This window comes from Micromonospora sp. (assembly GCF_048594385.1).
In the GTDB taxonomy this organism is placed as follows: Bacteria; Actinomycetota; Actinomycetes; order Mycobacteriales; family Micromonosporaceae; genus Micromonospora; species Micromonospora wenchangensis.
In genome coordinates this window covers 20009-40500 of record NZ_JBMDWU010000121.1, presented here as the reverse complement: position 1 = coordinate 40500, position 20492 = coordinate 20009, and the positions used below count along the sequence as shown (strand labels likewise).

15 protein-coding genes are annotated in these 20492 nt (G+C 68.5%); 9 read left to right on the top strand and 6 right to left on the bottom strand.

What is annotated here, in order from left to right; all coding sequences use genetic code 11:
- Positions 1–150 precede the first annotated feature (150 nt).
- From ACOJTC_RS06090 to ACOJTC_RS06080, 3 genes are all read right to left on the bottom strand, one after another.
- Positions 151–480 carry a TraR/DksA family transcriptional regulator gene (locus ACOJTC_RS06090; RefSeq protein WP_420116105.1) on the bottom strand — a complete coding sequence of 110 codons (330 nt, stop codon included), beginning with the start codon at positions 478–480 and terminating at the stop codon, positions 151–153.
- A gap of 176 nt (positions 481–656) precedes the next feature.
- Entirely contained in the window at positions 657–1943 is a 1287-nt protein-coding gene (locus ACOJTC_RS06085) for an NAD(P)/FAD-dependent oxidoreductase (protein WP_420116104.1), read from the bottom strand.
- Between the two features lie 132 nt (positions 1944–2075).
- Complete coding sequence (locus tag ACOJTC_RS06080) at positions 2076–2213, bottom strand: hypothetical protein (protein ID WP_420116103.1); 138 nt, start codon at positions 2211–2213, stop codon at positions 2076–2078.
- Positions 2214–2542: 329 nt separating this feature from the next.
- On the opposite strand from ACOJTC_RS06080, the gene ACOJTC_RS06075 reads away from it, so the two are divergent.
- The 6 genes from ACOJTC_RS06075 (at position 2543) to ACOJTC_RS06050 (ending at position 11448) form a co-directional block, all read left to right on the top strand.
- Positions 2543–3784 carry a PucR family transcriptional regulator gene (locus ACOJTC_RS06075; protein WP_307826165.1) on the top strand — a complete coding sequence of 414 codons (1242 nt, stop codon included), beginning with the start codon at positions 2543–2545 and terminating at the stop codon, positions 3782–3784.
- A 243-nt stretch (positions 3785–4027) separates the two neighbouring features.
- On the top strand, positions 4028–4834 hold the full coding sequence (locus tag ACOJTC_RS06070; RefSeq protein ID WP_420116102.1) for a MerR family transcriptional regulator: 807 nt from the start codon (positions 4028–4030) through the stop codon (positions 4832–4834).
- 3 nt (positions 4835–4837) lie between these two features.
- The gene (locus ACOJTC_RS06065) at positions 4838–5755 is read left to right on the top strand and encodes a hypothetical protein (protein WP_420116101.1); all 918 of its coding nucleotides are present in this window, start codon (positions 4838–4840) and stop codon (positions 5753–5755) included.
- Positions 5756–6489: 734 nt separating this feature from the next.
- On the top strand, positions 6490–8310 hold the full coding sequence (locus tag ACOJTC_RS06060; RefSeq protein WP_420116100.1) for a M3 family metallopeptidase: 1821 nt from the start codon (positions 6490–6492) through the stop codon (positions 8308–8310).
- 232 nt (positions 8311–8542) lie between these two features.
- Positions 8543–9685, top strand: coding sequence for a HesA/MoeB/ThiF family protein (locus ACOJTC_RS06055; protein WP_420116099.1), 1143 nt, complete (start codon positions 8543–8545; stop codon positions 9683–9685).
- A 467-nt stretch (positions 9686–10152) separates the two neighbouring features.
- Positions 10153–11448, top strand: coding sequence for an MFS transporter (locus ACOJTC_RS06050; protein ID WP_420116098.1), 1296 nt, complete (start codon positions 10153–10155; stop codon positions 11446–11448).
- 132 nt (positions 11449–11580) lie between these two features.
- Here ACOJTC_RS06050 and ACOJTC_RS06045 read toward each other — a convergent pair whose 3' ends face one another.
- Entirely contained in the window at positions 11581–12360 is a 780-nt protein-coding gene (locus ACOJTC_RS06045; protein WP_420116097.1) for an isocitrate lyase/PEP mutase family protein, read from the bottom strand.
- Between the two features lie 774 nt (positions 12361–13134).
- Between ACOJTC_RS06045 and ACOJTC_RS06040 the strand changes: the two genes are divergently transcribed.
- The 3 genes from ACOJTC_RS06040 to ACOJTC_RS06030 are packed head-to-tail and all read left to right on the top strand — an operon-like array spanning position 13135 to position 17907.
- The gene (locus tag ACOJTC_RS06040; RefSeq protein ID WP_204925229.1) at positions 13135–13560 is read left to right on the top strand and encodes a hypothetical protein; all 426 of its coding nucleotides are present in this window, start codon (positions 13135–13137) and stop codon (positions 13558–13560) included.
- Positions 13561–13570: 10 nt separating this feature from the next.
- A complete protein-coding gene (locus ACOJTC_RS06035) occupies positions 13571–13936 on the top strand; it encodes a CU044_2847 family protein (RefSeq protein WP_363653885.1) in 366 nt (121 codons plus the stop codon).
- Complete coding sequence (locus ACOJTC_RS06030) at positions 13933–17907, top strand: trypsin-like peptidase domain-containing protein (RefSeq protein ID WP_420116096.1); 3975 nt, start codon at positions 13933–13935, stop codon at positions 17905–17907. Before ACOJTC_RS06035 ends, ACOJTC_RS06030 begins: the two co-directional genes overlap by 4 nt.
- Positions 17908–18378: 471 nt before the next feature.
- On the opposite strand, the gene ACOJTC_RS06025 is transcribed toward ACOJTC_RS06030, so the two are convergent.
- Both ACOJTC_RS06025 and ACOJTC_RS06020 read right to left on the bottom strand, forming a co-directional pair.
- Positions 18379–18999: a peptidase inhibitor family I36 protein gene (locus tag ACOJTC_RS06025; protein ID WP_420116095.1), complete on the bottom strand. Its 621-nt coding sequence runs from the start codon at positions 18997–18999 to the stop codon at positions 18379–18381.
- 458 nt (positions 19000–19457) lie between these two features.
- A complete protein-coding gene (locus tag ACOJTC_RS06020) occupies positions 19458–20318 on the bottom strand; it encodes an SDR family oxidoreductase (RefSeq protein WP_420116094.1) in 861 nt (286 codons plus the stop codon).
- Positions 20319–20492 lie beyond the last annotated feature (174 nt).

Sequence of the window (20492 nt, the reverse complement as noted above, 5' to 3'; positions counted from 1 at the left end):
CAATGTAACCTGAGGCTTGACCTCCCCGCGCCACGCCGTCTCGCGAGCCGAATTCATGACGCCTGCGCCGACCGAGTCCTCTCCGTACTCTCCGCTGGCGAGCCTCCGAGAGCTCCGCTGGGCTGGTCTGGCCGCTGCCGCGGCATTCGGTCAGCCCTTGTGTTTCTGCTGGCAGGGGACGCAGAACCGGGCGTGCGGCAGCACTTCGAGCCGTTCGGCGGGGATGGGGCCGTCGCATTTCTCGCAGCGGCCGTAGCTGCCCTCGGCGATGCGGCGTAGCGCGCCGGTGATCTGTTCGAGGTTGTGTCGGGTGGCCGCCACCAGTGCCGCGCGGTTGTGTGCTTCGCCGGGGTCGCCGGTGTCGGCGGAGATCTCCGTCAGTTCCCTGAGCCGGGTCGTCTGGGCGGCGAAGTCCTCGCTCAGCGATGCGCGCAGGCCGGCGAGCCAGCCCTGATCGGATACTTCGGTGTCGACGCTCATGTGCCGCTCCTTGCTCGGGATGCCGGAAGTGCTTCGGGAAACCGAAGGGCGGAGGCTCGAACGGCTCCGCCCTGGCGATCGGTGGGTGTCGTGAACTTCCCCGCTCGCCGGTGGGTCGCGACCCGACGGCTGCGGGCTGCGTCCGGTCCGGAGGTTCGGCAGTGCTGACGTGCCCGCTAACGCAGCGGGTCGAACGGCGTCAGCTCCACGGGCACCTCACCCTTGAGCACCGCTTGGGCCACCAACTGGCCGGTGATCGGCCCCAGGACGATGCCCCACATGCCGTGGCCACCGGCGACGAACACCCGCGGCGCGGCGGTCGCGCCGATCAACGGCAGGCCGTCAGGAGTGCACGGCCGGGAACCGACCCACTCGTCGCGGCGGTCATCGAGGTTCACCCCGTTGAGCAACGGCCGCACCGCGTCGACAACGGCGGTGATGCGTCGCGGGTCCAGTTCGTCTGTGGGTCGGCGGAACTCCATCATTCCGGCCACCCGCAGCCGGCTGCCCAGCGGAGTGCAGGCAACCCGCTGCGCCGGGAAGTACAGCGGGCCGGCGGGCATCCGTTCGACGGGCACGCTGAAGCTGTAGCCGCGCCCGGCCTGCACCGGGCGGCGTACCCCGAAGCGTGCGGCCAGCTCACCGAAGGCCGCTCCGGTGGCGATGACCACAGCGTCATGGCGGTGCTGCTGCCCGGATGGGCCGGTGACGCGGACGTCGGTGGTTGCCGGCTGCAGACCGGTCACCTCGCTGCTGTCGAGGATGCGGCCGCCGCGGGCCCGGACCGCGTCGGCCAGCGACGGGATGAACTCGGGAGGGTTCAGGTACCGCTGCCCGAAAATCTGGACGGCGGCGCCGACCCGGTCGCTCAGAACGGGCTCCATCGAACGGAGCACCTGTCCGGTCACCGGGCGGAAGGTGACGTCCTGACCGGCGTCGCCCATCTGTTCCAGCTCGTCGAGCAGTCCACGGCTGTCACGTTCGCTGGTGAAGCAGGCCAGGAAGGGGTCCGCCGGCGTCGTCACGGCGCTCACACCGCCGGCCGCGAGGGCATCGAAGGCGTCCAGGCAGCGCTCGTTGAGCGGGACGTAGGCGGCCATGCCCCGCCGCCACCGCCGGGCGGTGCTGTGGAACACGAACGCAAGCAGGAAGCGCCACAGGTCACGGTCGGCCCGCAGCGGCAGGTACACCGGGGATCGGGCGCTGAGGACCGCGCGCAGACCGTAACGCAGCACCGCAGGTTCCGGCAGTGGGGCGGTCAGCCCCGGGGTCAGCCAGCCGGCGTTGCCCCACGACGCGCCGGCGCCGGCGTGGTGACGCTCGTAGACCGTCACCTGTGCGCCGGCTTCCTGCAGGAACCAGGCCGTGGACAGGCCGACCATGCCCGCTCCGATCACCGCGACGTCACGCGGTGAGCCATGCACGAACGCGGGAGTGCCTGTCACGCCGAGCTCGTCAGACATACCGCTCCTCTGCTGCGCTGGGCGGCTGGACAGCCGTTCGGTGGGTTGGCCACGTTGTCCGGGCCTGCTTTCCGGCCATGGTCGCTTGGTCACCGCGAACCGGGCCAGGGTTGTGGCCGGTCAGCTGAACCGTCATACCTTGCCGACGCTCGGCAACCAGTAGGCGTTCAGTACGGCAGGACCGCTGCCGTCGGTGCCGTGGCCGGGATGCGGTGGCGGGGTGCCGCCGTATCGCAGGGTGATCACCGCGGCGGAGTCCCGGTGGTCCACCGCGCCGCTGTCCTCGCGCAGCGGGATGATCCGCGGGGTGCCGGCTGGTGGATCCGTGGGTACGAACCGGGTCTCGACCGGGCCCTGCTCCGCCGCGCCGCAGAGCGCCGTGCATCGGTGCCCGTGCGACCGGTCCCCCGCAGTTCCCGGTAGCTCGCCGCCGGGGCGGCCTCACCAGTGCCCGGGGTGCGAAGGTGACCTTGTCCACGGCATGCTCCGGGTGATGGCCAGCCAGCCCCGGGCCGACCGGTACGGACCTCGAATCGGCGTCTACCGCCGCCGGGATGGGCGATGCTGGGTCAGACGCAACGGTGAACGGGAGCAGCCACGTGAGTGACAACGGCACACGGCGCATTCAGCGGCCGGCGGCGACCGAACCAGACGGGCAGTGGCTCGCCGAGGTCGCCGCCAGCGCCAGTCGTGACGCCGGCAACGTGCCCGTGGCGTTGCTGGGCGACTACCTGCCGCTGCTCGCCGATGCCGCCATCACCGGCCGCAGACCCAAGCGCGCCGAACTCGACGCCGTCGAGACGCTCGGCCGGAAAGCCGCCGAGCAGGGCATCTCCGCCGGCCGGGTGGTGCAGCTCTACCTCTCCGCCGCCCGACGGCTGTGGCAGGACCTTCCGGACGTCGTACGCAGCCGTGACCGTGAGGCCGTGCGTGCGGCGGCGGCCGCCGTGCTGCACGTCATCGACGACGCCGTCGCGACCCTGGCCGAGGGTTATGCGGTCGCCCGTCGCGACCTGGTCCGCCATGAGGAGACGCTGCGTCGCGAACTCATCGACGACCTGCTGCGCGGTGACTCCGACCTCGGCGGTCTGGTCGACCGGGCCGAACCGTTCGGCCTCGACCTCGCCCGCGTCCACCAGGTCGCCCTGGCCGCGCCGAGCCGGCGGCTGCCGGACACCGACACGGCGATAACGGCGCTGGAGGCGGTCATCTTCGACCGGCTCGGCGACCGTGACGTTCTGGTCGCGACCAAGGACGGGCTCCTGGTCGTCCTCGCTCCTGCCGACACCACCGGTTCCGACGGGGTGCCTGCCGGCCGCGACACCGACGACAATCTCGGCCGGCTCATGCATGACCAGTTGCGCCGGTTGCCCCGCGGACAACCCTGGCGTATCGCCGTCGGCCGGCCCCACCCGGGCCTCTACGGCATCGCCCGCTCCTACGAGGAAGCCCGCGAGGCCCTGACCATGGCTGGCCGGCTCCGCATGCCCACCCCCGTGGTCGACGCCCGGGACCTGCTCATCTACCGCGTCCTACTACGTGACCAACCCGCCATCGTCGAACTCGTGCACGCCGTGCTGCACCCGCTGACCCGGGCCCGGGGCGGCGCCGAACCGCTGGTAGCCACCCTGCAGGCGTACTTCGACACCGGCGGCGTCGCCACCGAGACCGCCAAACACATCCACGTCTCGGTACGAGCGGTCACCTACCGCCTCGAGCGCATCCACGCCCTCACCGGTTACAACCCGGCCGACCCTGCCCAACGGTTCACCCTGCAGGCCGCGGTGCTCGGCGCCCGCGCCCTCAACTGGCCCGAACAGCCACTGCCGGCTGCCGGCTGACCTGCACGAGTTCCACCTGTCGCTGCTGGCCCTGCTCGGCGTACGCCCGGAACGAGAGGTCGAACGCTGCCGGTTTCGGGCCCGGGGCGGCGATGCGCGCCCAGGTGGTCGAGCTTCGCCGCGTGGGCCGGCGGTCCGGGTTGGTACTGATCGTGCCGGTGTAGGTAACCCGTCGAAGGGCCGCGTTCCCTCAGGCTGAGGACGTGTTGACCTCGCCCCAGGGGAATGGCCCAGGCTGGGCGGGTGAACGACGTGGAGCTGTTCCTGCCCGGCGAGTTCGGTGCCGCGACCCGCCTGTCGTCGAAGGCACTGCGGCTCTATGCCGAGCAGGGTCTGCTGGTGCCCGCAGGAATCGACCCCGCCACCGGCTACCGCCGATACCACCGTGATCAGATTCCCCGTGGTCGGCTGATAGCCCGGCTGCGCGTGCTGGGCCTGCCGCTGGCGCGCATCGCCACCTTGCTGGAGCTCAGCCCGCAGGCCCGCCAGGCCGAACTCCGCGCCTGGCTGGCAGCTCAGGAGGCCCAGCTTCGACGCCGGCGCGAGCTGATCGGGGCCCTTGACGGTGCCGCTGCACCGATCACGGCCGCTCCGAGGCTGCGATTGAGGCCATCACGCAAGCTGTTGTGTCAGGAACGGCGCGTGCACATCGGCGAACTGGACACCTTCGTCACCGATGCACAGCACCGCATCCGTGCCCGGCTGCAGGCGACCGGTGTGCCCTGTGACGGGCCGGCCCTGGTGCACTTCCACGGGTTCGTGACCCATGACAGCGACGGACCTGTCGAAGTGGCGGTGGCGTTCACCGGCTCCGTTGAACCCGTCGATGACCTGCGGGTCAGGCTGTCGCCGGCTGGCACCGACGCATACCTGCCGGTCGCCGAGGCCGACGCCGGATTCCCCGACATCCTGCGCGCCTACGAGACGTTGGAGGCATGGATCGACGCGAACCGCTTGATCAGGCTCGCTAGCCCGGTCGAGATCCGGCCCGGCACCGACGGTGCGCTCCTCGACGTCACCTACCTCATCTCGACCAGCGGAGGAAGCTGAAGCATGCACCCCTACGTCGGTTCCGGGCCCTACTGCTATGCCAACTCGCTGGCGATGGCCCTCGGCCCGACGGCCCCCTCCCCATCGATTCTCGAAGTGCTGACCGGCTCGCCGTTCGGCATGCATCTGCTCGGCGGGCGGCTGCCGCTGTTCGACCCGTACGGCTGGGACGACCGCGGCATCGACGACGCGATCGCCCTGCTCGGCTGGGCCTGCCGACGGCAGGACGCCGACGACGGCGAGCAGGCCCTGGCGATGCTCAACGAAGCGGTCAAGACGGGCCCTGTTCTGGCCGGACCGCTGGAGATGGGGCTGTTGCGTCACGTGCCCGGGATGACCGGACCGATCGGGTCGGATCACTTCGTGGCTGTCCTGGAAGCCGACGACACGCTGGTCCGATTTCATGATCCTTACGGCTGCCCCTACGCGACCCTGCCAACCCAGGACTTCCTGGCCGCCTGGCGGGCCGACACGATCACCCTCTACCGTGCCGAGCCGTACACCATGCGCGGCGACTTCCGGCGCGTCCGTGAGATCACCACTGAGGCAGCGCTGCGCGCGGCGCTGCCCGGCGCGGTCGCCTGGCTGCGTGGGCGCGACGACCTCGCCGTGCCGCCCGGCACCATCGGAGGTGCCGCGGCGGTGCACCGCCTCGCTGACCTGGTTGCCGAGGGACTTGACCCCGAGACAAACGCTCACCTGACGCATTTCGCGATCCGGGTCGGCGCTCGACGGCTCACCGACGCAGCCGCCGCACTCGCCAGCCTCGGCCGCGACGAGGCCGCCGCGATCGCTACCCGGCAGGCCCGACTGGTCGGCAGCCTCCAGCACGACATCGTCAACGGACGCACGGAATCCGCCGCCCGAACGTTGCGGCATCTCGCTCCGACCTACGACCAGCTGGCGGCGGTGCTCAGCTGACACCGCCATGCCCAGGGCCCCCAGCCGACGGGTAACCTCCCGTCACGACATTCCGGGCCGTCGACGGCCACGGCGGCACCCCGCCCACCAGAAGCCGATCGAGTCCGAACAACATCCGCAGCGAGGGCGGTACGAAGCGCCCGTCGGTACCCGATTCCGCGGCGTCGACCCCACACCGGACCGGGCAACGTCGCGCCGGAGATCATCGGCGCATCAAGACCATTGCCGCGTACCACGCCACGCTCGCCCAGCGCCGTGCCATCGCGGATGCCGGAGGCCACCCCGCCGCCCGCTGCACCGCTGGATGTCATGCCGCGACGCCGTCCGCATCAGGCCTTATCGAACACGCGCTTAACGTTTACCTGTCGCTGATCCCGTGGCGTTTCGCTGGCATGAATAGGATCTGCTTACGGCGCAGTTCGATCCTGACGAGAATCCCATCGATGTCCGGAAAGCCAGTTCAGTCGGGAACGTCGAAGACTCTCTTTGGGAAGCTGTCATCATCAGGTGGCACGGTATCCGTCATATCCGACTGAGCCACGAATAGCCCAGGTCGCATCAGCGTCGCCAGAGCGTCGACCCCCCGCAGGGCGCACGTTATGACTGCCGACAAGACGTTGACGTGGGAAAATAGGGGAACTGACATCGATATGCCAGGACGCGTCATCCACGTCGAACAGAGTTCTTGACAGTCAATCGACGCAAGGCTATGGTCAGATCACTCACGGTAATGCGTGGATCTGATTCCTGACAGATGGAGGGCGAATCGGTTGGGAGTTCAGGAAGATCTTCCAAGATGGAACCCGAAGCACATTTTCGCCGCGCCAGACTCCCCAGATGTCGAGCACGCTCTGACTGAGGTGAAAAATAGGTCTCGGCGACTTTCCCGAGACTATCGTGACCAGATATCAACCCTGGACCTCGATCACCTCGTACTCGGAATCAGGGAGTACGAGAGTTGCGTCAGCCTCCTCCAGCGGGTTTCCTCCTACGCCGAACTCTGCTATGGCTTGCACGACCAGCAGGCGGAGACACTCGCACTGCTGACAAGATGTGACGAAGCTTGGGCAGAACTTGCCACAGAACTCAGCTTCTTCGAGCAGGAAATCGCCGCCCTGAACAAACCCGACAACGCAGCGTTCCGCGAGTATGAGCATTTCGTCCGCAAGGTGAGGGCGACCTCACTTCAGCAACCTTCAGGGCCAGCCGGGGAGGTGTTGACCAGACTCGCACCGACAGGAATCGACGGCTGGCAGCGGCTGGCCCAGCAACTCCTCGGTCGGCTTCGGGTCGAGATCGATGGTGCCACCCACGGCATCGGCGCTCTCCTTCCCACGCTCTACGACCCAGACCGCAGCGTTCGCGCCTCGACTCATGCCGCCATAACCCAGGCCCTGCAGGGCGAGCTCGACCTTCGGGCCACAGCCCTGAGTATGATCGCCGCCGATGGCGAGGCGCGGGCAAATCTCGGTGCACCGGACTGGCTGACCTCCCGTTACGCGCTGGACCAGGTGGACGCCGCCGAGGTCGATACGCTGTTGGCGGTGGCCAACGAATGCCTGCCCGTCATGCACGACTACTACGCCCTCAAACGCGATGTGCTGGGTCAGGGCGAACTCACGGACTACGACCGGTACGCGCCAATCTTCCAGAACATGGACCCCGGACCATTTTCGTGGTCGGAGGCAACGACACTCGTGATCGATTCCTTCGCGAGCATCGACGCCATCCTCGGAGCTGCGGCACGATCGATTCTGGCGGAGAACTGCATAGATGCCGAGCCGCGCCCGAACAAACAGAGAAAAGCTTCGACGCGGGCTATTCCCGGCTCCCCTGCGTGCATATCGATGAACTACACGGGAAGGCTGCGCGACGTTTTCACCCTTGCCCATGAGATGGGACATGCACTACACCTGAGATTCGCGGCCGAGCAGCCCTTCTTCGCCGCCGCACCGCCGCCGGTGACGGGCGAGACCGTTGCTCTTTTCTGCGAGGCGGTTGTTGCACATGAGCTGATGTCCCGCAACGACCGGGTTGAACTTCAGGCGATCTATCTGGCACGGTGGCTCGAGGACCAACTCGTGGCGATAGGCCGACACTCGGCTCTGCACGCCTTCGAGGTCGGAATCCGCGCCTCGGTAAGGGACTGTGGATTCCTCACCCCAGATCACATCAACCAGGTCTGGCTGGACACGCAACGTCAGGTTTATGGCCCTGCAGTTACCTTCACTGCAGGCTACGCAATCTGGTGGAGCTACCTCAGCGAACTCTTCATTCAGCCCGGGTCGAACTACAGCTACATCTACGGTCAATTATCGGCGCTGACGCTGCTCGAAGGCTTCAAGCGGGATCCGGAAAGCTTCGGTCCGCGTTTCCTCGACCTGCTTCGGGCGGGCGACAGCAAGCCACCCGCGGACCTGCTGGCCGCGACCGGCGTGCAGACGAGACACCCAGGCTGCCTGCGGCAGAGCGTGGAAGCTCTGCGTACACGGCTCACACAGCTACACACCCTGGTGGCGGAAGCCGCCACGATACCTCCGCCCCCGGCTCTGTGAGGGGCGGAAGACCCAGCTATCACCAGAAGGGAGGGATCACCATGAACGTCGCCATGACGACCCGCAAGGCCAGCATCGCCGGTGGCACCGCCGAGGGCTGATGCGCCTCGTGACAGGCATCGTCCTGTCCAGTGACAGATCCCGTCGGTGGAAGCGCAATCTCCATCGGCGGGATCTGTTCGGTCGGCCACCGACGGCCGACTGTCATCACAACATCGGAAGGTGGTCGATCATGCAGGACGATGTCAAGCCCGAACTGAAACACATGTCGCCGGTCTTCGGATCGGGTGAGACGATCTATATCGGAGGATTCGGGGAAGTAACCGAGATCAGGGACCCTACGGGTGCGATCCGTGCACTGTTGGCCCTGCTCGACGGAACCCGGACGGTCACAGAGGTGCACCGCGACCTTGCCGCGGCGTTCCCCGAGGTGACGCGCGAAGAAGTTGTCGCGGCCGTAGAGCAGTTCGACGGTGCCGGCTTCCTGCTCAATGGAGCGGTCACTCCGGCCGGCATCCTCGACGACTACGAATTGCGTCGATGGGAACGCAACATCAACTTCTTTGGCTCGTTCGCCCGAATGAGCGACAACAAGTACGCCCAACAACGCAAGCTGCGCGACTGCCGTGTCACCCTCCTTGGGCTCGGCGGCCTCGGATCCCATCTTCTACTCGACATGGCTGCGATGGGAATCGGGTTCGTGCGGGCCGTGGAGTTCGACCGGGTTGAGATCTCCAACCTGAACAGGCAGATCCTCTACCGGGACAGCGATGTCGGCCAGGAGAAGCTGGGGCTGGCGGTCGAACGGGTACGGCAATTCAACCCACGCATGACGATCGAGCCCGTGAGCCTGCGCGTCACCTCCACCGAGGACGTGCTCAGGGTCGTCGATGGAGCCGACGTGCTCATATCGGTGGCCGACCGCCCCAAGATGGAAATCGTCAACTGGGTGAACGAAGCGTGCGTGATGCGCGGCATACCGATGCTCACGGGGGGTTTGGAAACTCAACGCGCCATCTACTTCACCATCGTGCCGGGTCAGACCGGTTGCGTGGAGTGCTGGCGTCAACAGGTTTTCGCAACGGATGACGTATCCCGGGATCTGCTCGAAGAGAAGCGTCGACGACAGATCGGTGGGGACAACGCCGCCTTCTGCCCATTGGTGACGATGACCACCGGCTTCCTGATCGGGGAACTCACGCGTCTGGTCACGGGCGTAGCCCCGCCGGTGGCCGCAGGACGACTCATGGAGCTCCAGTTCACCGACTACTCCATGACCGAAAGCGAGCGCTGGGTACGCATGGAAGAATGTACCGTCTGTGGTTCAGATCGTCAGGTGGGTTCGACAGCCGCCCAACTCACCAGCGCTCACTGATCTGCAACCGGCCGTTGCAGGTGTCGTTCGTGGAGGCCGGACAGGCGGGATGCGGCCACCGCGTGATCGAGTGTCCGTCGTGGACGTGTCTCGATCCGGCGGTGGCCGCTGCCCCAGGTCAGCGATCACGATGCATTGCTGCCTCCCGGTGCAACATCCACCGCCGCGCCGCCAGAAGCCAGAGGTGCGACACCCGGGACTGACTGCATGCGATCACCACGATCTGATTCAGGAGCATCCGGTGCCGTCCGGCCTCCCTCGCTCGCAACCGGGCGACCGCTCAAACCCGGTCACGACTCTGACTATTCAAGATCGGCAAGCGCACACCGGCCGCGCGCTTCGCGCGTCTACCACCGGTTTCACAAAGGTCTGCAGCTTCCCGGCACGGCCGCCCACAGGTCACTTCCACCGCATGTACTATGAGCCCGGCCAATCTCACCGACCCTGCTCCATCGAGGGGAGACATCATGGGTGGACGCTATTACCTGCTGCTCATAGCGTCCGTGACGTCCTCCTTGGGCAACTGGGTTTATCGACTGGCTCTTCCCCTGCTCGTGCTGCATCTCACCGGCTCGGCGTTGAGCACCAGCCTGCTCTATGCGATCGAGTATCTCCCCTTTTTGCTGCTGTCTCTGCCGGGTGGGGTTTTCGCTGACCGTTGGGACCGCCGGCGACTCTTGATAGCGGGCGACGCCACGGCGGGGGTGATAGCTCTCGGCCTCGCTCTGCTGGTCGTGATGGACATGCAGGTGATTTGGCCGATCTATCTGGTTGCTTTCGCGCTCTCGTGCGTTGAGCCGATCTATCATCCCGCCTTTCAGAGCTTCCTACCGCAGATCGTTCCTCCGAACCGCCTCGGACAGGCCAACGGATGGCTGCAGTCTGGTGAGAACGTCACCACCATGATCGGGCCCGTGGTCGCCGGCGGCCTGATCGCGCTGACCGGGTTCGAAGTGACCATCCTGGTAAACGCCCTCTCCTTCTTTGTGTCCGCACTCGCAATCTTGGCAATTCGGGCCACCGATGCTGTGACCCGGGTCGCCAGGACAGCCAGATCGTCTCTGACAAACGAGATCAGGGAGGCGTTGGCCTACATCTTCCGCAAGAACAAAGTGCTGATGGCCGGCTCGCTGATGTTCACCGGGACCAACTTCGCCATCTGGTTGATCCAGGCGAACTTCATCTTCTACCTGGTGAGTTACCGGAAGCTCTCCCCCGACGTCATTGGCATCGTCCTGGCCGCTCAGGGGGTCGGCGCGGTTCTTGGTGCGGCCGTCGCGGGAAGGTTGATCAGGCAGATCGCCCCTGCTCGGGTGCTGATCGGCACGACGGCGCTGGCCGGCCTCGTGACGCTCTTCCTCATTCCGTTGCACAGCCCCGTGGCCATCGCCATCGTCTGGGGTTTACTCTATGCACTCGGATCCATCAACCCGGTCGCCTGGTTCACGCTTCGACAGAAGATCGTACCCAACGAACTCCTGGGACGGGTGGTGGCGACAACCCGGATGCTGGCCTTCGCCTCCATCCCCGTTTCAGCGATGGTGGCCGGCGTTATCGAGACGACCTTTCACAACTTCTATCTGGTGATCGCCATCGGTGCGCTGCTCAGGCTGTTGGTTGCCGGTCTTGCCTACCTGTCGCCCCTGGGGGCGTCGGTGCGGCGACTCGACCGCACCACGCCCGTCGAGGGTTCCGCCAAGGAGCAGGAACCGGTGCCGGCCCCCCGCATGGTCCGGGCAGAGTCGGTGCAGGACGCCGAGTAACGCAGTGATCGGGCGTTGGCGCAGCGCGCGGGGCCACTGCACCGGCGACATGCGCGTCCTCGGCCGCGACAGCGGGCCCAAGAAGAGCACGACAACCCTGGCGAGAACCCGCCGGAGTGGCGTTCGTGTCGTCTACCGGGAGTGACCTTCCGTCTCGTCGCTCTCCGGCCAGCCGCGGCGCACGTCGGGTTCCGCGTTGACCTCTGCGTAGGAGGGAAGGTCCGTGCCGACGGTGAGGCCGTCGCGGACGGCCAGAGCCGTCTGCACGGATGCGGCAAGAGCGGCGCGGAACAGCAGGGAGCCGGTGCTGATCCGTCTTACGCCGAGCTCGGTCAGGGTGGCGACGGTGTGTCGTCCGGGCAGGAACAGGACGTTGACCGGTACGTCGACCGCCGCCACGACGGCGGCGATGTCGGCCGACTCCGCTACCCCGGGGACGAACACGGCATCGGCACCGGCGTCGGCGTAGAGCCGTATCCGGCGCAGGGTCTCAGCCAGGTCGCCGGAACGCTGCCAGTAGGTGTCGGTGCGGGCGTTGACGAACAGACCCGGCACTTCCCGCTTCACCGACCTGATCAGTGCCGCGTGCGCCGTGGCCGGGCCCATCGCGTCCTCCATGTTCACGCCGACGGCACCGGCTGCCGCCACCGCAGCCGCGGTGGCGACCGAGCCGGTCTCGATGTCGACGGTGATGTGGGCCGGGATCGTCGCCAGGCTGCGCGTGAGGCGCAGCGTCTGGTCGTCGGTGGCGTTGACACCGTCGCGCAGGCCGTTGGCAGCAGCAATGCCGAGGCTGGTTGTGCCGAGCGCCGGGAAGCCGGCGTCGACAAGGCAGCGGGCCGAGGCGACATCCCATACGTTCGGTAGGACGAGGGGCGCAGCAGTGCGGTGCAGCGCGGCGAAGTCCCTCACGCACGGGCTCCTTCGATGAAAGCGAGCACGCCTCCAACCGAGGCGGCGTGGCATAAGGACGCTGAGCGCCAGGTCCCTGGCGAGGCTCACCTGCTCCAGTCGCCAGCGTTGATCCTGGCATACGTTATGGCCGCCGTCATGAGCACCTGCCGTTCGACCTGAGGTTCCCCCGGTCTTCAACTGCCCGAGGGCGTCGAGGTCGTGGCCTTCTGCGACGGCGCGTTCCGAGTGCCCACCGACGCCGTCCGGCTGCTCACGATCAGCGGTACCGCGCCCGTGGCCCTGCGGCGGATGACCGGCCGGGATGCCTGGATGCGGTAGGCCCCTCGCTCAGTCTGCTGGACGGTCGGACGGCGTCCGGCACGTCGACCTGGAGACGGTCGAGGGCCGTTACGGCGTGACCGTAGGGCTCCACCAGGGCGACCACTGCCGCTACGAGGTCGTCGCCCGGCTTCGGTCCGGCGGTCTGAGCCCCCTGCCGGGCAGCCGCCGGCCGCGCCCAGGGCGTCTGATTGTCGACAGTGGCGAATCGCGAGCTGAGCGCACTTTGATCTCAGAGCCATGCCACTGTTGCGCGCGTCGCCTCGCTTGGGAGTCATCATGGTGTGGAGTCGAAAGGCGTTTCGGGCGTTGTGGAGTTTGGCCGCCGCGGCCCTGCTTGTCGCCGTCGGTGGTTGTTCCGCTGTGGACGACGGCCCCGCCGGCCCGTCCTCGGAGCCCGCCGTCGTCTCCGTGCAGGCCGCCTATCCTGGCGACAAGCAGGGCGCCCGAGCCTTGATGGCAGAGCTCGCCGCGCACGGCGATCCCGCGCTGGTCGCCTCCCTGCGCCCGACGACCGCGGACTATCAGGCGCTGTTCGAGCCGGCCTTCGCCGAGCGGGCGCAGCGCTTCTACGAGAAGGGCCTCTGGGCCTCGATGCCGCCCACGGCGGCGCCGTTCGCCAAGCCGGACCAGACGGAGGTACGGGTCTGGGGTGCGACCACCGAGGAACTGCGGGCCTGGGGGAAGGACGCCCAGGCCAACTTCCCGGGCGGGTACGAGGAGATCAAGGACCAGTTGCGGCCTGGACTGACGATCTACTCCATCGACATGGTGGTTCCCGGCGAGGAGCACGGGATGGCGTACAACGGTCTGACGTACGTCAACGGTCATTGGGCTTTCTTCCCCAAGCCCTGGCGTGTACTTGAGTCCGAGAAGTGAAGGGGTGTCGATGACTGAGCTTGCTCGGATACCGCTCGCCGGGGGCGGCGTCGTCCTGGTCGAGTCGGCCGAGGTGGACACCGCCGGTGGCCCGGTGAAGGCCGGTCGCGTCGGCGACCGGGTGCACGAGATGTCCGCGACCCTGCAGGACCTGTTGGAGCCGGTGGTCGACGCCGCCCAGGTCCTGCTCGACCAGCTCAGCCGGGCCAAGCCGGCCGAACTGGAGGTCGAGTTCGGAATCGCGCTGTCCGCCCAGGCCGGCGCGGTGATCACCAAGACAGCGATGAGCGGCAATCTCAAGGTCAAGATGAAGTGGCGGCGGGACGGGCCGGAGGTCCTGGTGCAGGAGGAATCGGGCAGCGTGGACATCGCGTGACCGATGCCGTCGACCTGCGGTGGTCCAGCAGCGTGGCCCAGATCCTCGACGCGCGGGACTCCGCGGCCGGGGCGGGCTTCCTGATCGCCGAGGACGTCCTGGTCAGCTGCGCGCACGTGGTGCTGGCGGCAGGAGCCCGGATCGGCGACCCGGTGCGGCTGCGCTTCCCGCAGGCGGCGGGCATCCCGATGGTGGGCGGCCGGGTGCTGGCCGACGGCTGGCAGCCGCCGGACGGCGACGACATCGCCCTCGTACGGCTGGATTCGGTCCCTGGGGGTCTGCGACCGCTCCCCCTGGCCGGGTCCGGCGGCCGGCGGGGGAACCGGGTGCGGTCCTTCGGTTTCCCGGCCCAGGCCGGTCCCGGCGGCCACTTCGGGTACGGGCGGGCCGGTGACCTGCTGCAACCGGCGCTGCTGCAGCTCACCGCAGCCAACGACCTGACCCAGGGGTTCAGCGGCAGCCCAGTGTGGGACGACAGCGCCGACGCGGTGATCGGCATGGTGTCTGCGGTGACCCGCCCGGACGCGCTCGACCGGGGCACCGGCATCGGGTATGCGACGTCCGTCGCGGCCCTGCGGTCGGCCTGGCCCGCGCTGGTGGTGTCCGATTCCTGCCCGTACCGGGGACTGGACCCGTTCGGGCCGGAACACGCCGGGGTCTTCCACGGCCGGGCCGGCGCCGTCGACCGGGTCGTGGCCGCGCTGGCCGACCGGCCACCGCTGCTGTTGCTGCTCGGCCCGTCCGGCGCCGGGAAGTCGTCGCTCGTCCAGGCGGGTGTCCTCCCGGCGCTCGCAGGGGGACGGCTGCCGGGCAGCGCAACGTGGTCGACGATCGTGGTCAGGCCGGACGATGCGGGTTTCCCGCTCGGGGAACACGAGTTGCTGGTGATCGACCAGTTCGAGGACGTGCTCATCACGCCCGCGGCGGGGCCGGTCCTCGACGGTCTGGTCGCCGCCGCCGGGCGGCCGGGACGCACCGTGCTGCTGGTCATGCGGGACGACTTCTACCCCCGGCTGGCCGCCGAAGCGCCCGCCCTGCTCGAGCTCGTCGGCCCGGGAATCATCAACATCCCGGCCACGCTCACTCGCGCCGAACTGCACGACATCATCGAAGCACCGGCCGCTGCGGGCGGCGCGCGGCTGCAGGACGGCCTGCCGGAACGGATCATCGACGACGTCCTCGCCGCCGATCCCCGGGCGGCCACGGCAGTCCTGCCGCTGCTGGAGGTGGCGCTGAAGCAGCTGTGGGAGAGCCAGGAGGACGGGGTTCTGACGCACCGCGCGTACGAGAGGTTCGGGGGCCTGCGTGGCAGCATCACGGCCTGGTGCGACCAGACTGTCACCGGTCTCCCGCAGGTCGCCAGCCGGGACGTCCTGACGGCGCTCGTCCGCCCGGCCGACGCTGCGCACCACATCCCCGCCGTGCGCCGCCGGCGTCGGTTGTCCGAGCTGCGGGAGCTGGCGGGCGACGCCGACGACGTGTTGGCGGTCCTCACCGCCCAGCGGCTGGTGGTGACCAGTGCCCCGGCACCCGGTGCCGAACCGGTCGCCGAGCTGGCGCACGACGCCCTGATCCGTGACTGGGCCACGCTGCGCAGCTGGGTGCGCAGCGACGAGCAGTTCCAGCAGTGGCTGCAGCGCGTCGAGGAGAAGCAGCACCGCTGGTCCGACCGGCGCGAGCCCGCCGAACTGCTCCGCGGCCGGGACCTCGGCGAAGGACGGGACTGGTCGGCCAACCGGCGACTGCCCCAGGACCTGACCGTCTTCCTCGCCGCCAGCGAGCGGGCCGCCAGGCGGGCGACCCGGGCACGCCGGACCCTGCTGGCCGGCCTGTGCGTGCTGACCCTCGTCGCCACGGTCGCCGCAGTCGCCGCGCTCCGCTACGCCAGGAACGCGAACGAGCAGCATGCCATCGCCCTGTCCCGGCAGCTCGCGGCGCAGAGTGGCAGCATCGACGGCACGCAGCCGGTGACCGCCCGCCGACTCGCGGTCGCCGCCTGGAAGCAGGCACCCACCGCCGAGGCCGGGGACGCCCTGGCCGCGCGCCTCACCGAGGGGCAGTCCGGCTTCGTCGGTCACTCCGGCGCAGTCCACGCCGTGTCGTTCTCGCCGGATGGCCGGCAACTGGCGTCCGGTGGCGAAGACGGCACCGTCCGGTTCTGGCAGGCGGCAACCGGCAGGGTCTGGCAGACGGCAGCCGAGGGGCCCGCTGCCGCGCCACCGGCCGGGCACACCGGGGCGGTCACCGCCGTGGCGTACGACCCGGCCGGGACGGTGCTGGCGTCGGCCGCGGCGGACGGCACCATCCGGCTGTGGGACACCACGACGGCGCAGCCCACCGGCGGACCGCTCACCGGTCACACCGACCGGGTCAGCTCGGTGGCGTTCGCCCCCGACGGCACCCGTCTGGCGTCGGCCGGGTGGGACGGAACCGTCCGGCTCTGGAACCGCGGTACCGGCGAGCAGATCGCCTCGGTCGCGCATTCCACCCGGGTGCAGGCGGTGGCGTTCAGCCCGGACGGCAAGTGGCTCGCATCCGCCGCCGACGACGAGACGGTGGTTCTCCGCGACCCGCATACCGGCCGGGCCGTCGGCTCCCCGATCACGACCCGGAGTTCGATCCGTGCCCTGGCCTTCGACCCCACCGGGACGAAACTCGTGACGGGGGGTGACCGAGGCGACGTCACCCTGTGGGACGTCGGTAGACGCCGGTCCGCCGACCTGCCCGCCGGCTCCGAGCCGGTGCTCACCGTGGCGGTCAGCCCGGGCGGCACCCGGGTGGCGGCCGCCGGCATCGACCGGACGGCCCGTCTATGGAACCCGGCCACACGGGTGCCGGTGGGTCCGCCGATCACCGGCCACGGCGCAACGGTGTGGTCGGTGTCGTTCAACGCCGGCGGTCGCGTCCTCGCCACCGGCGGTGCCGACGGCCGGATCCGGCTGTGGGACTCGACCACCGGCGCGCCGACCACCGCTGCGCGGCCACTCGACGGCGGGCGAACGCTGCCCGTCGCCACGGCCGGGACGTCGAACCTGACGGCCACCGTCGACGGCGAGAACAACCTCCGCCTCTGGGAGGCGACGACCGATCAGCCCTACGGGGTACCGCTGCCAGGTTCCGTCGGAGCGGTGTCACACGTCGCCACCGACCCTGACCGGCGGGTCGTCGCGGCCGGGGCCGGCAATCGCATACGGGTGTGGGATCCGCGCTCGGGTAGGCAGATCGCCGGTCCGATGAGCACCGACAGCGACTACATCGCGAGTCTGACGATCAGCCCCGACGGCACCCGCGTGGCCGCCTCCGGCAGTGACGACCGGGTCCGGATCTGGGACATCGCCACCGGGCGGCTGACCCAGCTCATCCGTACCGGCGGCGACTTCTTCGTCCACGAGGCGATCTTCGCCCCCGACGGTTCCCTGGTCACCGTGGGCAGCGAATCCGGTGTCCGGTTCTACGACGCGGACACCGGAACGCTGATCCACGACTACCGCACCACCTACCGGTACCCGGTCAGCGCACTGGCACTGGATCCCGCAGGTACCCGGTTCGCGACGGGCAGCCGTGACGGACCGGTCGAGATCCGGGACACCGGCACCGGTGCCCTGCTCACCCGGTTGCAGACCAACGACGCGAAGGAGGTGACGGCCCTGGCGTTCATCGCCGACGGGTCGGTCCTCGCCGTGAGCGACGGAGCGTTCCGCGAACCCGGCACGATCCGCTTCTGGGAGATCGCCACCGCACGCCTGCTCGCCACCCGCACCGGCCACCCGTCCCGGATCGCGGGCCTGGCGGTGAGCGCCGACGGCGTCCTGGTGGAGTCGGTGGACGAGGTCTTCCAGACCCGGGACTGGTACGTGCCGGCGCCCCGGGTCGCGTACGCGGAGTTGTGCGCCCGGCACGGCCCACCCACCGGGGCGGAATGGAAGCGGTACGCCCCCGACGAACCCGGCCCCCCGTCCTGCGACCCATGAGCTCCCTGAACCGGTCGTCGCAAAGAGAGTGTCGACATCCAGCGACTCATCGAGGCCATCGGCTGAAGTGCCCCCTGTCGGCCGGACACCCACCTGACTGTCACTGACTACCCGGTCATGTCGACATGGCGACGTAGGGGCAACCGGAGCGAGTCGGGTCCTAGAGTGCGGTTCTCGAGCTGGCAGCGGACCTGGATTCAGGGGAGCGACGCTGCCCACGACCTGATCGTCATGACCTGGAACGTGGGAAATCTGTTTCGACCCGATGGCACGGGCCACAGCGGCGGCCCTGGGGTCGGTGGTGCTCCGGGGCCGCCGCTGGTTGACGAGCACGGTCTCCGACTGCTCGTTGACGGTGCTTGGTGCGGGCCTTCGGCGTGCTCGTTCCGGTTGGTGGCAAGCCGTGGCGGTGACCTCGTGGCGGGCCGGATCGGTGGGGCCCTTTGCCCTTCACCGTCGGCTGCCAGACGATCAGGAGAATTTGATCGAGCCAGCCCGGTTGTTCCAGCCGTCGCCGATGGTCGCGAGGTTGGAGGCTTCATCGATCCAGACTGACTGGGCACCGGTGAAGTTGATCCCGTCGAAGAATTTGACGTCGCACTGGTTGTAGGTGCGCACCGATTTGATCCGGTTGTTCCAGTTGCCCCCGCTAGTCGTCCGCAGGTCATCCCACTGCAACTCGGCGTCGTACTCAGGGGTGCAGCTGCCGTTCTGAGCCCAGGTCAGCAGCGCGCCGCTGAAGCCCGTACCGTCGTAGGTGCGGGCGATGACAACGCTGGCCTGCGTAGCCCCCACCGCGCGCAGCGCTTGCGTTTCGGTATCGGCGCAGCGCAGTACGCGGGTGTCCACGTTGACCGCGCAGTTGCGCGGCTGTTCCTTGGCGACGGCCGGCGAGCCGGGTGCTCCGAGCAGGCCCAGCACACCAAGCACGGCACCGGTCGCGACGATCATTCTTGCGTCCACCGTCTTCTCCTTCGGGTCGGCTGCGGCGGTAACCAGCACGGCACCCACCTCGTCACATTGATGATCGTCGATGACGTTACCGGAACCGCCTGAGAGGTGATGTCCGGAGCGCCGCAGCTCGGGAACCACACGTTTCCTTCGGCGGAACCAGACAGGGGCAGACCAGTGTCAGTGACCCAACGCATCCGGCTTCTTGATCATGGCCTGGCGGCCCGCACGGAGGAAGGCAGCGGGGCGGGATTCCCGGCAAGGCAGGAGTCGACCAAGATCTGTGACCCGCCCGGCCGCTTGCTGCTCTGCGACGGGGCACGTCCCGACTCGATGCACGGCATCACCGAGGCCCGCACCGCTGGCGTGGGTGACCTTCTCCCGAACGCACCCCTGCGCGTTCAGAACCTCGCCGACTCGCCGACGTCTCCAGCGGCTACAGTCGCGGTGCGGGCTGCGCCGGATGAACGACTTCCTGCGCCTGATGCACAGCCATCAACAAGATCAATCGCAGAACGTGTGCCAGAGCCAAGTTCAGCCGGCGTTGGCAGTTCATGGTCGCTCTTCTCCCCGTCAGGCGTCGCGGCCGGGAAGGCGGTTCAGGCGCTGGGGTGATCAGTGGCAGCCGCGGTGTCGCGGGCGGCATCGAGATTCGCTCGCAGGGCTTCAACTTTCGCTGTGGCGTACGCGTGGGAGTCCGATCCCAGCACCAGGCGCAGGGGCCCTCCCCCGTCGACGACCTTCTCGATCATCCGCTCGGCGGCTTTGACGGGGTCGCCGAGCTGGTTGCCCTGCAGATCGAGGTGACTCTGCACCATCTCGCGGATGGCCGGGTAGGCGTCCGAGGGCGCCGCGGGCAGTGCCAGTGCGTCGGTGGTCAGGAAATCGGTGCGGAGATAGCCCGGTTCGACGATGGTGACCTCGACGTTGAAGTCCGCGACCTCGGCCGCCAACGCCTCGCTGATCCCTTCCACGGCGAACTTGCCGGCGCAGTACAGCGCCCAGCCCGGCACGGCGGTGAGACCCAGAACGGATGACACGGTGACGACATGGCCGCTGCGCTGGCCTCGCATGACCGGCAAGGCGGCGCGCAGGACGTTCCAGACTCCGACGACCTGCACGTCGAGCATGTTGCGGACGTCGACCGGGCTGGCCTCCTCAACGGCACCGAGGTAGCCGTAGCCGGCATTGTTGACGACCACGTCGAGGCCGCCGAAGCGAGAGACGGTCTCCTCGACCGCGCGTCCGACGGCGTCGGAGTCACGGAGGTCGACGTTGAGGGCGAGCAGCTTTGAGGTGTCCACGCGGCCGTCGAGCGCAGTCGTCAGGCGCTCGACGGTACGGGTGGTGGCGGCGAGGTTGTCACCGCGCTGTAGTACCTGAACAGCCAGTTCCAGGCCGAGGCCGTGCGACGTACCGGTCACGAACCAGGTGGCCGGGCGATCGGTGGGGATGCTCATGGGGGTCCTTCCGGGAGGTGTCGTCTCGCCGAGCCGTTCGGCGAAATCGGTATGAGTTCGACTGTGTCCGTTGTGCGGCCGTCGTGGGCGGTCATCTCGAGCCCTTCGAGACCTGGGAACGCGCTGCCTAGGACTCCTAGGTCCACCCGGCCCGCCGGCCCGCGAGGCAGAATC

Excerpts from the sequence above, each read along its gene's own strand:
- ACOJTC_RS06020 (WP_420116094.1), bottom strand. The coding sequence starts at position 20,318 with ATGAGCATCCCCACCGATCGCCCGGCCACCTGGTTCGTGACCGGTACG.
- ACOJTC_RS06090 (WP_420116105.1), bottom strand. The coding sequence starts at position 480 with ATGAGCGTCGACACCGAAGTATCCGATCAGGGCTGGCTCGCCGGCCTG.
- ACOJTC_RS06085 (WP_420116104.1), bottom strand. The coding sequence starts at position 1,943 with ATGTCTGACGAGCTCGGCGTGACAGGCACTCCCGCGTTCGTGCATGGC.
- ACOJTC_RS06055 (WP_420116099.1), top strand. The coding sequence starts at position 8,543 with ATGCAGGACGATGTCAAGCCCGAACTGAAACACATGTCGCCGGTCTTC.
- ACOJTC_RS06050 (WP_420116098.1), top strand. The coding sequence starts at position 10,153 with ATGGGTGGACGCTATTACCTGCTGCTCATAGCGTCCGTGACGTCCTCC.
- ACOJTC_RS06065 (WP_420116101.1), top strand. The coding sequence starts at position 4,838 with ATGCACCCCTACGTCGGTTCCGGGCCCTACTGCTATGCCAACTCGCTG.
- ACOJTC_RS06035 (WP_363653885.1), top strand. The coding sequence starts at position 13,571 with ATGACTGAGCTTGCTCGGATACCGCTCGCCGGGGGCGGCGTCGTCCTG.